The 16,070-nt window shown below is 41.6% G+C and carries 15 protein-coding genes; 5 read left to right on the top strand and 10 right to left on the bottom strand.

The genetic code is table 11. The features are described 5' to 3' along the window. Positions 1 to 53: 53 nt before the first annotated feature. Positions 54 to 1,067 carry a zinc-binding alcohol dehydrogenase family protein gene (locus CWC28_RS20540; protein ID WP_063704387.1) on the bottom strand — a complete coding sequence of 338 codons (1,014 nt, stop codon included), beginning with the start codon at positions 1,065 to 1,067 and terminating at the stop codon, positions 54 to 56. Between the two features lie 255 nt (positions 1,068 to 1,322). Further along, positions 1,323 to 1,754, bottom strand: a complete 432-nt coding sequence (locus CWC28_RS20530; protein ID WP_063704389.1) for a MarR family winged helix-turn-helix transcriptional regulator — start codon at positions 1,752 to 1,754, stop codon at positions 1,323 to 1,325. Between the two features lie 123 nt (positions 1,755 to 1,877). Between CWC28_RS20530 and CWC28_RS20525 the strand changes: the two genes are divergently transcribed. Then, a complete protein-coding gene (locus CWC28_RS20525) occupies positions 1,878 to 2,306 on the top strand; it encodes an organic hydroperoxide resistance protein (protein ID WP_063704391.1) in 429 nt (142 codons plus the stop codon). A gap of 27 nt (positions 2,307 to 2,333) precedes the next feature. On the opposite strand, the gene CWC28_RS20520 is transcribed toward CWC28_RS20525, so the two are convergent. After that, positions 2,334 to 4,067, bottom strand: coding sequence for a GMC family oxidoreductase (locus CWC28_RS20520; RefSeq protein WP_138625694.1), 1,734 nt, complete (start codon positions 4,065 to 4,067; stop codon positions 2,334 to 2,336). A gap of 25 nt (positions 4,068 to 4,092) precedes the next feature. Beyond that, positions 4,093 to 5,526, bottom strand: a complete 1,434-nt coding sequence (locus CWC28_RS20515) for a coniferyl aldehyde dehydrogenase (protein WP_082874058.1) — start codon at positions 5,524 to 5,526, stop codon at positions 4,093 to 4,095. Between the two features lie 107 nt (positions 5,527 to 5,633). Between CWC28_RS20515 and CWC28_RS20510 the strand changes: the two genes are divergently transcribed. Beyond that, a complete protein-coding gene (locus CWC28_RS20510; protein ID WP_063704395.1) occupies positions 5,634 to 6,638 on the top strand; it encodes an AraC family transcriptional regulator in 1,005 nt (334 codons plus the stop codon). Positions 6,639 to 6,755: 117 nt separating this feature from the next. Next, the gene (locus tag CWC28_RS20505; protein ID WP_063704397.1) at positions 6,756 to 8,879 is read left to right on the top strand and encodes a methyl-accepting chemotaxis protein; all 2,124 of its coding nucleotides are present in this window, start codon (positions 6,756 to 6,758) and stop codon (positions 8,877 to 8,879) included. Positions 8,880 to 9,170: 291 nt separating this feature from the next. Here the strand turns inward: CWC28_RS20505 and CWC28_RS20500 are convergent, their stop codons facing one another. Next, positions 9,171 to 9,485, bottom strand: a complete 315-nt coding sequence (locus CWC28_RS20500; protein WP_105173659.1) for a hypothetical protein — start codon at positions 9,483 to 9,485, stop codon at positions 9,171 to 9,173. Between the two features lie 430 nt (positions 9,486 to 9,915). Beyond that, positions 9,916 to 11,388: a sensor domain-containing diguanylate cyclase gene (locus CWC28_RS20495; RefSeq protein ID WP_171038330.1), complete on the bottom strand. Its 1,473-nt coding sequence runs from the start codon at positions 11,386 to 11,388 to the stop codon at positions 9,916 to 9,918. 400 nt (positions 11,389 to 11,788) lie between these two features. On the opposite strand from CWC28_RS20495, the gene CWC28_RS20490 reads away from it, so the two are divergent. After that, positions 11,789 to 13,306 carry a DUF3360 family protein gene (locus tag CWC28_RS20490; protein WP_063704403.1) on the top strand — a complete coding sequence of 506 codons (1,518 nt, stop codon included), beginning with the start codon at positions 11,789 to 11,791 and terminating at the stop codon, positions 13,304 to 13,306. Between the two features lie 45 nt (positions 13,307 to 13,351). Here CWC28_RS20490 and CWC28_RS20485 read toward each other — a convergent pair whose 3' ends face one another. Beyond that, positions 13,352 to 13,876 carry a hypothetical protein gene (locus CWC28_RS20485; RefSeq protein WP_138625692.1) on the bottom strand — a complete coding sequence of 175 codons (525 nt, stop codon included), beginning with the start codon at positions 13,874 to 13,876 and terminating at the stop codon, positions 13,352 to 13,354. A 52-nt stretch (positions 13,877 to 13,928) separates the two neighbouring features. On the opposite strand from CWC28_RS20485, the gene CWC28_RS20480 reads away from it, so the two are divergent. Further along, positions 13,929 to 14,288: a DUF1294 domain-containing protein gene (locus CWC28_RS20480; RefSeq protein ID WP_138625691.1), complete on the top strand. Its 360-nt coding sequence runs from the start codon at positions 13,929 to 13,931 to the stop codon at positions 14,286 to 14,288. A gap of 50 nt (positions 14,289 to 14,338) precedes the next feature. Here CWC28_RS20480 and CWC28_RS20475 read toward each other — a convergent pair whose 3' ends face one another. From CWC28_RS20475 to CWC28_RS20465, 3 genes are all read right to left on the bottom strand, one after another. Continuing rightward, positions 14,339 to 14,683, bottom strand: coding sequence for a PEGA domain-containing protein (locus CWC28_RS20475; protein WP_138625690.1), 345 nt, complete (start codon positions 14,681 to 14,683; stop codon positions 14,339 to 14,341). A gap of 249 nt (positions 14,684 to 14,932) precedes the next feature. After that, positions 14,933 to 15,250, bottom strand: coding sequence for a DUF600 domain-containing protein (locus tag CWC28_RS20470; protein WP_138625689.1), 318 nt, complete (start codon positions 15,248 to 15,250; stop codon positions 14,933 to 14,935). Between the two features lie 21 nt (positions 15,251 to 15,271). Further along, the gene (locus tag CWC28_RS20465) at positions 15,272 to 15,799 is read right to left on the bottom strand and encodes a hypothetical protein (RefSeq protein WP_105173656.1); all 528 of its coding nucleotides are present in this window, start codon (positions 15,797 to 15,799) and stop codon (positions 15,272 to 15,274) included. Between the last annotated feature and the right edge of the window lie 271 nt (positions 15,800 to 16,070).

The raw sequence follows: 16,070 nt of genomic DNA, 5'->3' as shown, positions 1-16,070 counted from the left end.
TTTACTCTCGCTAACTTTCCCCTCGCAACTCGTATCTCGCTTCTCGTACCTCGTTACTCAAACCCTTCCAACACAAGCTTTCCGCGAGCTTGATGAGATTCTAAAATCCCATGGGCTTTAACAAGGTTTGCTACGTTTATCTTACCTAAATGTTCACCCAATGTTGTTTTGATTGTGCCGTTATCAACTAAGCTAGCAAGCTCTGAAAGAAGCTGATGCTGGGCAATCATATCCTCGGTTTGGAACATTGAGCGGGTATACATAAACTCCCAATGCAGCGAAATACTTTTACGCTTTAACTTTAAAATATCAAAGCTTGCAGGGTCATCGATCAGTGCCAATTTACCTTGTGGCTTGATCACTTCCATAATGCTATCAAGATGTTGGTCGGTGTGCGTTAAGCTCACTACGTAATCAAATTCACTCAGGTCGGCTGCAAGACGTTGCTCGTTAAGGTTTTTGCTATGATCAAGCACATGATCAACACCTAAGTCTTTAAGCCAGTTGGCGCTTTCTTCTCGTGCGGCGGTACCAACAACTGTTAAATTGGTAAGCTGTTTGGCAAGCTGCACTAAAATTGAGCCTACACCACCTGCGGCACCTATCACTAATACAGAGGCTGGCTTATTGTTTTTAGATTTTTCAATCTGTAAACGGTCAAACAATAACTCCCACGCAGTAATACTGGTTAATGGCAAGGCGGCTGCTTCACTATTACTCAGGCTTGTTGGTGCAAGACCGACAATGCGTTCATCAACAAGTTGCAGCTCAGCATTACTGCCTTGGCGCGTTAAGTCGCCAGCATAAAACACACGATCACCGACATTAAATAACGAAACCTTGTCGCCAACAGCTTTAACCGTCCCCACTGCATCCCAGCCAATAACTTTGTAGCCAGTGTCTGGTGACACATTAGCGCGAATTTTAGTATCAACGGGGTTTACTGAAATTGCTTCTACGGCGACAAGAATGTCGTGACCTGTCGCAACGGGATCAGGTAATTCAATCGCTTGTAATGATGAGTCCGACAACGTTGGGGTTGCTGTAGTGTATCCAAATGCTTTCATGATGGTGTCCGTATTGATGAGTTTTGAACACTATAGCGTATAGAATTATATTAAAAAGGGTTTAGATACCAGCTCGCAATAATACGTAATCATTTTGAGGGAGCAAACCTGTCGCTACCAGCGTTAAAAATTTCTCATTTAGAACAACTAAATAACGAAATTTTTGCCTTGTTATCAACGAGGTTTTCTTGCCTCAAAAAGCCCACTTTATTAAGCAAGCTGGTATTATCCAAATTCACTTTCAAAAATTTTTTGTTAATCAAGGTCACTATTTACTAAATCGAGTAACTCAATCAGTTGCAGTGCTTGTTGTTCGTTAATGCTTGGGAAGCGACAACGAATTTGCGACGGTATATCGGCAGCTTGATCTTGCATCGCCTTGCCTTTGGCTTCGAGCTGCACGAGTCGTTTGCGTTTATCTTGGCTATCTTTGGCGATCGATAACAATGCTTTATCACTCATTTTTTTCAAAATTTGCGTCATCGCACCGCCATCAATGGCGGTTTTTTCAAGTAATTCAGCAATGCTGATCTGATCTTTTTCCCACAGCGCCATCATCACTACGTATTGCGGGTAGGTTAAATCTAATTGGTTGAGAGAATCTCGATACGCACGGGCAATCCCATTCGACGCCATATATAAGCGGTGGCATAGCTGGTTATCTAATTTTAGTTGTGGGTATTTCATGCACGATCCTCAAAATTCAATACGAGTATTTTAATTTGCATACAAAATATTTGCAATCCCGAAAAAGCTGATCTAATATATTTTGCATGCAAAATATATTTTCACTCAATTAGGAGAGTAATCATGAAAGAACTACAAAGTATCGCATACACAGCAAAAGCAACAGCAACAGGTGGCCGTGAAGGTACAGCAAAATCAGATGATGGTCGTTTAGATGTGGCACTATCAACTCCTAAGGGGTTAGGTGGTGATGATGGTCAAGGTACAAACCCTGAGCAGTTATTTGCAGCAGGTTACGCGGCTTGTTTTATCGGCGCATTAAAGTTAGTGGCTGGCCAGGCAAAAATTAAATTACCTGCAGATACTCACATTAACTCTGAAGTATCTATTGGCCCTATCGAAGGTGGTTTTGGTATCGCTGTTAAGCTTGCGGTATCGGTGGGTGATCTTGATAAAGACACCGCTCTTGCACTGGTTAATAAAGCGCACGAAGTATGCCCATACTCAAACGCAACGCGCGGTAACATTGCTGTAGAATTATCAGTGATCTAATCGCTATTGGTCAAAATAGGCCGTGCTTTATGCACGGCTTTTTTGTTTTTCAGCAATCGATTTTGCTAAATCACCTGAACCCGTAAGCGCTGATACTAGGCCTTCGCGTGGTTCACTAAATTGTATTGGCTTTATCTTGCTTGCTCGGGCTGCATCGAATACCGGTACTTGGCTCATTGCGTATTCAGACAATGCGGTAATGGTTAATGATGGGTTTACCCCTAAATTACCCGGTATGATTGAGCCGTCAATAACACGCAAGTTTTGATAGCCGAACACTTCTCCTGAGCTATCAACTACGCCGTTAGAAGCATCAGTCCCCATGGCGACTCCACTCATTATATGCGCCGTCATCGGGGCACCAAAGAGCACTTCAGATAAGGCAGACCCCGGCACGCCACCGAGTTTTTCGGCGTAGAGTTTGGTTGCTTCTTCTGCTTTTGGAAAACTAACACTAAGCGGCGTGTCATTGTCTTTTTGCACCGCAGTAATGCCGTTTTTAAATAATCGATACCATTTACGTCGCCATTCAAGGTGAATAAACGCCTCTGATTTTTGCATCACCAAAAAGAGAATTGAGCTGCGGGCTTTACCTTTTGGCCGCAAGACTTTGGCTGTTTTTATTGGATGGCGCAGTGTATTAACTAAAAACTTAGCAATACGCTTGAGGCCTTTTCCAGTCACCATAGGAACGTAAGGTAAATATAGCCATGTGCCATCGGCGCCTTCTCTAAACCGGCAAATTTCAATATTGGTGTCTTTGTCGACCGAAATAAATGAGCTGATCGCAACACCATCATCAACTTTTTTAGTAGTGTTGTTCGCGGTGGTGAGGGTTTCTGAATTAGTGCGAATTTGCTGACCTAGCCAAGCTGAAATATTGGGCAATGTTTTGTCTTTATCGCGCATTTTTAAAAGCAAAGGCACGGTGCCCATGACCCCTGCGCTTAGCACAACGCCACGTGCTGTTAGCGTATAAACATGGCTATTGCGATGACTGGTATCTTTAATCTTAATTTTGTATCCGGCGCTGCCATCTGCATTGAGCGGGGTGATTTTGATTACTTCAGAGCTGGGTCTTATCTCTACGCCATTGCGTTCGGCAAAGTACAGATAGTTTTTCATTAAGGTGTTTTTGGCATTATGGCGACAACCAATCATGCAGCTACCACAGTAATGGCAGGTATTTCGCCTTGGACCATCGCCATTAAAGTATGGGTCGGGTAGCTCTTTGTTATAGGCTTCGCCGGGTTTTGCAAAAAGTACCCCAGTGTTCACGGTTTTGAATGAGTCACCTTGACCCATCTGCTCTGCAATCTCTTTTAGTGTGTGATCGGCAACATTGGTATAGGTATTTTTGGCACTGCCTAACATGCGCTGTGCAAGGCCATAGTAGGGCATTAGGCTTTCTTTCCAGTCTGATTTTATGCGTGTCCACGCTGGAGATTGAAACACTTCATCATCAGGAATAAGGTGCACATTGGCATAAATTTGTGAGCCTCCACCCACACCCACACCATGCAGCACAGTGACTTTACTGGTAAACGAAAATTGAATGCAGCCTTTTAGGCCAATTTCAGGCTGCCACATATAATTTTTGATATCTAGGTTGGTCTTTGGAAATTCTTTATCGTCGCGGCGTAGGCCTTTTTCGAGTACTAAAACTCGGTTGCCTTTTTCGCTTAGGCGAAGCGCACTCACTGAGCCGCCAAAACCAGAGCCTATAATAATTTGGTCAAAATCAAATGTGTGTTGCTGCATTATTATCACCTGTTGGTGTTTATTATTATGAATTTAATTTACTTAAAAAGGCTAAAAGCTTATCGGCAAATCTGCCGTAAGGCGGCATTAAAAATTTCACGCTCGAAAACTTGGCTTGATAAAACACCGGGCGTAATTTTGAAAAGGTTAAAAAGCCTTCATAGCCATGGTAATGCCCCATACCACTGGCACCTACGCCACCAAAAGGTAAGTCGTGCTGACCAACATGAAACAGGGCATCGTTAACGCTTACACCCCCCGACATCACCTGCTCAATATAAAAGTTAATAAGCTGTTTGTTGTAGCTAAACGGGTAAAACGCTAAAGGTCTATCTCGCTCTGCAATATAATCAACGACTTGCTGCGAGTCTTGATAGGTTTTTACCATTAAAATAGGTCCAAAAGTCTCGCGGGTATCAATGCTCATACTGTCATTGCTGTTTAAAATTAATGTCAGTGGCAGTTTTCGCGTGTTGGCATCTGCAACTTGGTCGCTGAGAGAAATAACGTCAGCGCCGAGTTGTTTGGCTTCTTCAATACAGTTTGTAAGGCGTTTAAATGCGCGGTCATCAATAATGGCTGTGTAATCTTGGCTATGGATATCTGGCACATGTTTCTTCGCCCAGCGAGTTGCTGTATCGATAAATAGTGCAAGTTGAGACTGATGCACAAATACATAATCAACATTGGTACAAATTTGCCCAGCGTTCATTTGCTTTACATACATGATGCGCTCGACAGCTTTTTGCATCGGGTAATCAGTAGCAATCACAGCAGGAGATTTACCTCCTAACTCAAGGGTTACAGGCGTTAGGTTTTGCGCCGCTGCAGCCATCACTTTTTTGCCGGTTTCACCTGAGCCTGTGAACATTAAATGATCAAAGGGAAGCTTTGAAAAGGCGATGCCTACTTCACCAGTCTCACAGTAAAATTGCAGCTTTTCGGGCTTAAAATAATTGCCCACTAGCTCGCCTAAAAGCGCGCTTAAATGCCGTGAGTTTTCAGACATTTTAACCATCGCCTTATTACCTGCTGCAAATGCTGCGGCTAATTGACTAAAGGCTAAATTTATCGGGAAATTCCACGGCACAATTAACCCTACAACACCAAGCGGCTGGGGAATAACTCGGTTCTTTGCCCCTAAATACATGCGGTGATCAACATGTCGCTTTTGCACTTTCATCCACTTTTTAAGGTGCTTTAACGTGCTATTGATATCTGCACAGGCATTAATGATTTCGGCAAGTAAGGTTTCATGGCGAGAGCGATTCCCATAGTCTTGATTAATGGCCTCGATAATACGTGCTTGGTTCTCAGTAATCATGGCTTTTAACGCAAGTAAGTGTTCACGTCTTTGCTGGTAGTTTTCAATACCTGCTGCTTTGGCATGGCTGCGCTGCGCGACTAAGTCGGCCATTAAAATGCTATCGATGCTTACTGGTTTAGTGGCAATGTTCATCTGTATGTTCTGTTTATCAGAGTTTGTTCTAGCATAAATAAATCGCTTGCAGTTGATTTGACTTTTTAGGACACTGAAATGACTCTTTAGGACAAAAGGCACACTGTGTGGAAAGTTTAATTCGCTCTTCTAGTTTAGCTGGGTTTGAGAATTTAGTGAGGCAATATGGTGTAAATCCAATTACTTTGTTGGAGAAAGCAGGTATTTTACCCGCACAGTTACGCGACCCAGACAGCTTTGTTGTTTACGCTCATTACCTTGAACTACTTGAACTTGCTGCCCAAGCGTGTGATGAGCCATGTTTTGGCTTAAAGCTTGGCGCATCACAAAGTATGAGTACTGTGGGCTTAATTGGTGCTTACATGTCGCGCCAGCCTACGATTCTTGATGCCCTTAATGTTGCCCAAAAATACATATACCTGCATGCCGAAGGCATTGTGCTTAACCTTGCACTGCTTGGGCAAACAAGTTGTGAGGTCCGTTTTGTCCGACTCTCTGACGAAAAACACGAGTTTGAGCAAAAATCTCAGTTGGCAGTGTGTTTGGTCAATAAAATATTAAAAGAATTAGTTGGCCCGAAATGGCGCGCCGATAAAGTGTGTTTACGGCAATCTGTGGCGGTGAAACAGCGGCCATTATTTAATAAAGTGCTTAATTGTGAAGTTGAGTTTAACAGTGACGTAGATGCGATTTATTTTTCTAGCGCATTTTTATCCTTTAAACCCCAGCTCAATGATGCCATTTTAGACACCTTAATAGCGGATCAACTTGAGCTGCAACGCCTCAATAAACTCCCCGATGAAATGCTGCAAATAGAAGGTGCGATGAAAATCTTGCTAGCAACCGGTGAGTGCAATAAAGAAAATACCGCTAAAAGTGTTGGGCTACACCCCAAAAAGCTGCAACGTATATTAACTGAGCATAACACCAGTTATCGGCAATTGTTGGACGAAGTTAGAAAGTCAGAGGCAATGCGACTATTACAACAAAAGCATATCAATATGACCGACTTAGCACTGCGTTTAGGCTATGCGGAGCTGTCGATTTTTAGTCGTCGCTTTAAGCTATGGTTTGGTGTGTCACCCACCGAATGGCAGCAAAATTTGCGCTAACTTTACAAAAAGGCTCAATCACACTAAAACTTCATACTTTTTTTTCTAATTGTCCCTGTGAAGTCATGCAAATGGTCTAAACTATTAGCAAACCTACAATAAAAACAGGAAATGTCGATGCGGCAGTTAGCATTAGCGAAAAAGCTATTATGGCTTACGGTAGGCAGTATTTTTATTACTGTGTTTGTTTTATCAAGTGTTTTATGGTGGCAACTGTCAAACAGTAACCAGCAATTAGCTGCGCAATCAGAAAAGTTGATTGTTGCTGAAGTTGAAGACAAACTCGCCTCAAATGCCGCCGCATATGGTGAACAAGTAGCTGGGTTTATTAACGAAGCGTACCGAGTACCTTACTCATTTGCCGCTATCTTAGGCGATCATGATGCTGCAACGACCCTAACACGTGATGCTGTGGTTGAAGTAAATCGCTCGTTACTTAAAAAAAATACAATTCTTTCATCTATTTATTCGCAATTTGAAGCAAATGCATTTGATGGACGTGATGCAAATTTCATCAGTGGTTATGACCACTCTGTAGCAGGTGTTGGCACACTCGAAATTTATTTCACACGCAATCGAGATGGTGCCATTGAACAACAGGTGGTTGACGATGCGGCTGAGAAGTATGTCGATACGCTCAATGAATTTGGCCAGCGGGAAGCTGAGTGGTACTTGTGTGTAAAAGATACCAAAGTGCCTTGTATAATGGAGCCCTACTTATACGAAATCACCCCTGGTTACTCTGAAATGATGACCTCTTTAACCGTGCCCATTCTTCGTGATAACGAATTTATTGGTGTTGCTGGGGTTGATTTAACCCTGCCAGTGTTTCAAAGCATGACCGAAAAACTCTCAAAAGAGCTGTACAACGGTAAAGCACGCGTCACCTTATTAAGCTCACTCGATTTAGTGGTTGGTAGTAGCCATTACAAAGATAAGTTAGGCAGACCGTTAAAAGAGGCGGTGGCCAAAAGCACTTTAGACAATTACGTAAAAGCGAAAAAACAAAGTGGTGTATTTAAAGTCGGTGATGAGTATTTAGTTAACTACCCAATTACCATAAAGCTTGCAAAAACACAGTGGAACTTATTGATTGAAGTACCCGCTGAGCTTGCCCTTGAAGGGCCGCATGCACTGGCTAATAGCATGAGCGAAAATGCCAATACACTAGGCGGTTTAATCTTGGTAACGGGTATTATTATTGCTGGTGCCGCCTTTGTGATCATGACCTTAGTGATCCGCACAATTGTGGCACCACTACAGCAAATTCAACAGCGCGTTGATAACCTTGCCAGTGCTGAAGGTGATTTAACTCAAACCTTGCATGTTGATACTCACGCTGAGCTAATCGCATTGGCAACAGGCTTTAATGCATTTCTTGCTAAATTGCGCGATTTAATTGGTGAGCTTAAAAATGTATCAACGCAAACCAAAGAGCAGGCTCACTTAGCGACTAGTGTTGCTGTTGATACTAAACACAACGTTCAAGCTCAGTTCCAAGAAATTGAGAGCGTAGTAACCGCCATGAATGAAATGAGCGCGACAGCACTCGAAGTAGCAAGAGCCTCAGAGCAGTCAGCACAACAAGCCGATGAAATAAACAGCCTTGTGGTGAGTAGTGAATCGAGCTTGTCGTCTGCGGTTACCCAAGTTAAAACCATGTCGGATGAAATCAAAGAGGCCAATCAAGCGGTTGAAAAAGTCGCGGCACGTAGTAACGACATTACACAAATTTTAGATGTGATCAGAACAATTGCAGAGCAAACAAACTTACTTGCACTGAATGCAGCAATTGAAGCGGCAAGGGCCGGTGAACAAGGCCGTGGCTTTGCGGTAGTAGCAGATGAAGTAAGGGCTCTCGCTTCAAAAACACGTTCATCAACCGATGACATCAGCGGCCTAATCGACAGCTTACAGCTAGAAGTAGGCAACGCTTCTAAGGTCATTGAGCAAGGTGTTGTGCGTGCACAAACCGCGGTAGATGAAACCTCCGTTGCATTTGATGCATTACACGAAGTTGTCGTCAAAGTGGATGAAATCACGCAGCAAATTACTCACATTGCAACGGCTGCAGAAGAGCAAAGCTCAGTCACAGAAGAGATAAACCGCAACCTGACGTTAATTTCAGATGCCGCATCGCAACTAGCTGAGCTATCTACCCAAGCCGGAGACGGTAGCCAAACCCTCAATGCACTCGTTGCACAACAAGATGATGAGTTGAATAAGTTAAAGACGAAATAGTTATAAGGTGCTAGTTGTTAGGCTCTAGGCTCTAGGCTCTAGGAGCTAGGAGCTAGGAGCTAGGAGCTAGGCGCTAGGTGCGAGGTTCGAGAAAAACGCGATGTAAAATCGCTGCTACATGCTCGCATCTCGTACCTCGTAACTTTACTCTCGTAACTCGTACCTAATACCTTATTTCGCGTGCCAAGCAAGCGTGACTCCTACAAGGTAGCAGCGGCTTTATGCCGCGACTAAGGGTAAAAATATCGCTATGCGATGAAGAAATCGGATCTGAAAATCGATTAAGGGTGGTTATGCATCGCTCGTAATTGTTAGATATTTATTTTTACCAAAAGTAACGTAATAGATGGGTAAAAATAGACCCGATAGTAAGTGACTGCTCATAGTGTTCGAAACAGTTACTTTATTTGATTGAATATCTTTGACAGAAAGTTTAGGGCTAGAGCACCAATCAATGGAGAACCAGATAAATTTAGTGTCATCAGGTATTGTGTAGTTGGTTAAAGAGTTGGGTTTGATTTTGCCGATTTTTTTAGAGTCGGCCCATAAAGTGTAATCTCTAATTTTATCATGATATTGTTTTGGTCTGGTTACTTCAATTTCCATTTGAACCTCACAAGGATAGTAATTCCATTAAACTTAACGGGCTTATAGCTCGTTTTCTTCTATAGTCAGTGTATTTTTAACAGAGCCGTTAATTAATTTCTAGTCGTATAGTGCAAGGAATCTTAGGCTCATGCTCGTACCTCGTATCTTTACTCTCGTAACTCGTATCTTTACTCTCGTAACTCGTATCTTTACTCTCGCAACTCGTAACTAATACCTTGTTTCGCGCGCCAAGCAAGTGTGACGCCTACAGGTAGCAGCGGCTTTATGCCGCGACATGGGTGAGGTAAGGGCATACGAGAATAAAACGCGATGTAAAATCACTGCTACATGCTCGCCCCTCGCATCTCGTATCTTTACTCTCGTACCTCGTATCTTTACTCTCGTAACTCGTAACTCGTAACTCGTAACTCGTAACTCGTAACTGAATCTAACTACACTGCGCTTGATTACGGCCTTGGTTTTTGGCTTGGTATAATGCTTTATCGGCGCGTTTTAACATCGATTCTATGTGCTGATCGCTTGCTTGTAAGGTGCTAACACCAATACTCACGGTGAATTTAACGTGTTTGTTGTCGGCGATGATGTCTTGCTGTTCGATATCGGCTCTGATCCTTTCTGCGATAGCAAATGCCGTGTGGTTATTTGCCATAGGTAAAAATAAGACAAATTCTTCTCCACCAATGCGACCCGCAATATCTGATGATCTGCTATGTTGGATGAGCTTATGTGCAGTGGTTCGTATTACCTCATCGCCAGTAGCGTGGCCAAATTTATCGTTTATACCTTTAAATTGGTCTAAATCTAGCAGTAACAGAGAGCAGGTACATTGCACGTCATGATATTTTGAAAACTGCTGATTAACCTTTTCGAAGAAGCCGCGGCGATTATAAAGTTGTGTTAAATGATCTGTTACAGATAAGGCTAATGCCTCATGCTTAGCACGTTCTAGCTCATAGGTTCGCTCTTCTACTTTTTGTTCGAGCATGGTGGTTAGTTTTTGTTGCTCTTTCTTGCGCTGAATAAACACGGCTTGAATAAGTAATATCGCTGAAAGAGTAAATAAAAAGAAAAACTGCATGGTCACTTCTGCTGTTTTAGGATGATGATAATAAAAATACCCCCAGCCTTGATTACTTCCGACCCAAGCTGCAAAAAACACCAACATATTCATGCAACTGGTGGCAGTTGGTGATAACCGCGTAGCGGCATAAAGCAGCGGAAACAGCAGTAATGCAGGTTGTAAAAATGGTAATGTCATGGTTGTGTATGCGGGGCCAAAAATAAAATAACACAACAAAACCACCGTCAGAGTAAGCAACAGAAGTTTAGAAAATTCACTAGAAGTGACTGTATGCGGCCAATTTCGCCATAAAAAGTAAAGGGCAGGGGTGAACACAATTGCCGCTAAGGCATTGCTAATACTCCAATTTAAGATGCCTACATACAAGCCATTAAACCACTCGATACCAACTAGTGAGTATATGCCCACACCGAAAAGTGCAGAAATCACACCAATCGCTATGCAAGCAACAATAAACACTCTGGCTAAACTGGTAACGCTCGTCAGCAGCGTGTGTTGTTTAAGTTTTCGGTTAATTAGCCAAAATGCTGTTAAAGCAGCGAGAGTATTACCTGTGGTTGTCGCGGCATTTATTGCTATGTGTTTAAACGTGAATGGATTCAAGCCGCTGAGATAAAAATAACAAAACACAACTAAACAGGTGCCTGATGCAACGCCCAACCAGGCTTTACGACCAAATAACATCAAGCCTGCCAATGCGACTCCTGCTGGAGGCCATACTGCTAGTGTTTTTAACACTTGCATGGTAAACAAGCCAAACAGCAGATAAACAGAGCAAACAATGATATTAAATTGCCAAGGCTTGAGCTGTGTGTTCATACATCCCTTTATGCGCTTATGTAAGAAAGCCACCGACTGGCGAGTTAGCATTAATCAAACTACTAATAAATTAGTATATTAGTAGTTAGGAATTAGGCAAATTCAGTTAATTTAAAAGTAGTTTTTATAACACTGTTTGCTATTCATACAATTTATTAGACTAATAGTTAATGTGCTTAAAAAACAATCTTTAGCTTACACTTTAAAAGCGTTTAAAATCAGTAAAGTTATAAATATCAATGTATTAAATTTGTTTCTGATACTCTCAACTTATTAAAAACACCTATTTTATAAATTCATACCCGACCTTTTGCCTAATCGTGTTTTGTATCTGGCTGCTTTACCCTAACTGGAAAATAAAAACTCACACAATTTTTCAAGATAGGCAGTAGGAGAACTCATGAATACGAGGCAGCAATCAGCGTCAATAACGCCTGCTGAACAAGGATCGGATACTCATACCGACCAGCAAAGCTATCAAGCTCTTCATAAACCCAGCAGTGAATTTTCGAGTCGCGACGAATACCTTGAACACGAATTACAAATTATGCAGCCTAAGCGCTGGCGTCCTAACTTACCATTTCGTGATTATCGGTTTGAATTAGAAGACTCTATCCCTGCCATGGCAGGGACCATAGGCAAGGTGGTCATGGTGGGTGCAATTGCTGCAACATTTGCAGCGCCATTGGGCTTAGGTGAAGGCTTTATTCTAGAAAACGTGCGCTATGAGCTGTTAATTGTATCGATCTTCATTTTATTATTTTCAGGCTTCTTTTTACCAACAGCAAACTTAGCGGGTACGCATGGCCCGCTTATTCCTTTGATCCCGATTGTAGTTGCTGCGGGTGGTCACCCAATGGCCTTCGGTTTACTGATAGGGGCGTTTGGTCTATTACTGGCGCTTAGTAAAGGCGGGAGTTTACTGGCGGGGTTAACCAGCCGAGGCGTGTGTGGCGGTTTACTGCTTTACCTTGGTTTTATTGGCACGATTTCGCAGGTTAAAAAGCTATTTGCATGGGCTGAAGGCATTGATATGACCCATATCGCTTTCATTGTGATCTTGTCGACTATCGTGTTATATGCCTTACTTGAGCACTTCAAAAAACGTTGGTTAGCTGTGCCTTTAAGTTGCTTACTTGGTGGTTTAATCGCATTTTTACTGGGTGCACCGTTTGAGTTTAAAACAGCGCCGGGTTTACCAAATATGAACCCAATGTATTGGTGGGGTGAAAATACCGGTTGGATGCTGGGTTTACCGACCCTAGAGAGCTTTGTTGTGGTATTGCCATTCGCGGTGCTTGCGGTTGCCATGTGGTCACCTGACTTTTTAGGGCATCAAGTATTCCAAAAAATTAGTTACCCAGAACGCACAGAAAAAGTACAAATGAACATTGACGATACCATGTTCAGTGCTTCAATCCGCCAAACGTTTGGTTCTTTGTTAGGCGGCTCTAACTTTACCTCGTCATGGGGAACCTACATCGTGCCAGCAGCCATCGCTAAACGCCCAATTCCTGCCGGAGCGGTGTTAACGGCATTATTTTGTATTATTGCCAGTATTTGGGGCTACCCAATGGATTTAGCTATTTGGCAACCCGTGTTATGCGTCGCGCTAATAGTTGGTGTGTTTATCCCGCTTCTAGAAGCGGGTATGGAAATGACTCGCGAAGGTAAAACTACGCAATCGGCTGCTATTGTGGTGTTTTCATCGACTTTAGTGAATCCTGCATTTGGCTGGTCATTAACTATGTTGCTCGACAATTTGGGCTTAATTGGTTGTAAAGAACGAAGCTCTGAACTAACCCCAATGAGCCGCTGGATCATTCCATTAGTAATGTTTGTTATTTTAACAAGCGTGATGGCAATGGTGGGTATGTTGCCAGGGATCCCAGCATTAATGGCAGACTTTAGACATTAATATATAAGGGTAAGGTGATAAACGCCTTACCCTTTTTTAAAGCTTTTATTTAAACTTAACTGTTTTTTCGCTGCGGGTGTAAGTTCGGGTATCGGGTTTTGTCCATTGACCTTTTTTAAGGTAAGAGGTCGACACTACAAAGCTGTTGTTTTTAAACTCGCTTGTCGATTTCACCTTAGTGATCCCTTCTTTATTACCCGTTACATTTTCATAAGCAACAAATTGAGTAGGGCTAAGTACATTCATAGTGCCTTGGGTATAAAAACCTGCCGTAGTGAAGTAATAAAACACCAAAGACTGCTTTTTATTGTCCCAAAAAATCATCGACTCACCACCATATTCACCTTCATTGATAGAGTGAATGGTTTTAATCGCCGTGCCATTGAGCGCGCGCTGCCAAGTACTCACATCTTGCACTGCCGGTTTACCTACTGCGACATTAAAGTCTGACTGCCATGTGCCTAAGTAAGGTTCAAACACTTTTAGCTTGTCATCAAGTTGTTGCTCTGCTGCCATAACAGAAAGTGAACACAGGCAGATTGATAGTAAAAGTGATTTTAGGTATGCCATAATAGCGTCCCGATAAAATTAATTTGTTTTGCAAAGTATAGGTGATAATTCGTTGATTAAGAAAGCATTAATTACATTTTCATTGTTGTTTCTAGCGCTGCTATGGCTGGTATCGTGGCAACTTAATATTACCTACTTTATTGCAGGCACTTACAGCGTAGCGAGCTTAATAAGCTTTTTGGTATATGGCTGGGATAAACGTTTAGCGATGCAACATGGCGAGCATGTGATAAGAGTACCTGAGCGTACACTGCATATTTTAGGGTTAATCGGCGGCTGGCCAGGTTCATTAATTGCGCAGCAATGGTTAAGACACAAATCAAAAAAACGCAGTTTTATTGCCGTACTTTGGTTAACAATTATTGTTAATGGCAGTGCACTGTCGTCACTGTATTATTTGCAGTTAATTTAAAAGAAGATCAAAAAAGGAAAGCAACAGCTTTCCTTTTTTGTGAAAACCACTTATTGAGCAGCTTGAATTGATTCAATACTATCAAGCTCAATCGTTAGAATTGTTTTCTTATCAACAACAACCCATTTGCGGTAAGTTAAGTAACCTGGCTTTGTTACTTCAATGTCGTACTTACCTTCATCAAGTTCGATACCATCTTCATAAACAGGTTTAATATTCATAATACGAACACGCGCATCATCAGGTGTTGTGACCACCGTTAATGAAATAACCGATTCATCTACAACTACTTCAGGTGTTACTTCTGCAATAGGCTCTGGTTGGGTCTCAACATCATAGCTTGATGAACAGCCGGCTAAAACCAATAATGCAAATAATGCGCTTAACTTTTTCATAAATACTCCATTTAATAGTTCACAATAAACGAAACCGCTTATAGTTTGAAAACTTATGAATAATCAAGGAATAACAATAGAGGTGGGTAGCTATTATTAGTCTTCCGTGACTTTCATATTTATCATCAATAATAAAATTTGAGATATTTTAGTATGTATCCTAATAAGGTTCAAATTATAGTTTCATTAATGTTATTAAATAATGATTTTTAATTATTGTGTGTATTGTGGTTTTAAAAATAGTAATTATTAATTTTCATCATTGTTTTCTTTATCAAGCGCTATACTGAATTTTCCCTGCCGAGTGAGATTAAAAATCGCACGTTGCCAATTTTCTGGTTGATTTTGTATTGCAGAATCAAACAGTGTTTTAAATAAATCAATAATGTGGTCAGAAACGGCAATAGGGTGCTGAGTTTCATCGGCCTCTTTTTCATAAAAGGCCTGGCATGTAATGACTTCATCGTGCTGGCAATCTAAAATTAACATCGCTTTCGACCAGTCATCGTTAATTTGTTGATATAGATATTGACCTAGTTGCTGTGGTATTTGTGAGTTGGTTGTCATGTGCTGTCCTTAGCGTTGTTGCTATAAAGTGCCGTTTTCGTATTTATTGGCAAGCTCTTTCCATGTGTCAAAAAATCCACCATGAAAGAAATAGCTATCAGAGATATTCAATATTTGATAATTTGTTGTCTCATGGTCTTTCCGTGAATAGTTTGATAGGCTATATCCCTGATCGCCTCGTTCATTTAGCCTCCCTATTAGTCTTGTAATACCGATATCTTCACCTTCCACGAGGTCATCAGTACTTATTGTGCCATGAGGTAATCCACCTGCGTTGGGCATTTTGGTGAAAAACTCAAATTTTTTAACAAACCAAGGTAAAATTGATAGTGGTGCATCAAATTGCCTAGTAGCTAAAAACGGGGCTTGACCTTTTGGTGAAATCATCCAATGAAGGATAACTGATAAGTATCCGTTTTGATTGTAAAAGGAGTGATAACGGCCAGGATAATTTAATGAATCTTCAATTGTAATTAGATGTTTTATCCCTTTTGGTGGATTCTCTGGGTCTTTTATTTCTTTTAGTGAGGGGAAAAATTGTTTAGTCATTTAAATGCCTCCTTTAATGGGAGTGGTAACAGGTGTGATTGTGATAGCATCACCAAACTGTTCTAAGTTGATCAGCTTTCTCTCAAAATTAAATGTTTCAACTGCACAATAGTCTGCTCCTTTGAATAAACTGTTTAACTAACGGAATTTCTCTGTATTAGTCATAGTTATATTGCCAACATCCATGTTGTTAAAGAGCGGTTACTGTCGTTTATTAATTTGGCTCTGTTGGTGGTGTTACATCAATTAACCATGCTGGAATGTAGCCATT

Source organism: Pseudoalteromonas sp. S4492, assembly GCF_005886115.1.
GTDB lineage: Bacteria > Pseudomonadota > Gammaproteobacteria > Enterobacterales > Alteromonadaceae > Pseudoalteromonas > Pseudoalteromonas gelatinilytica.
This window is presented reverse-complemented; position numbering and strand designations above follow the sequence as displayed.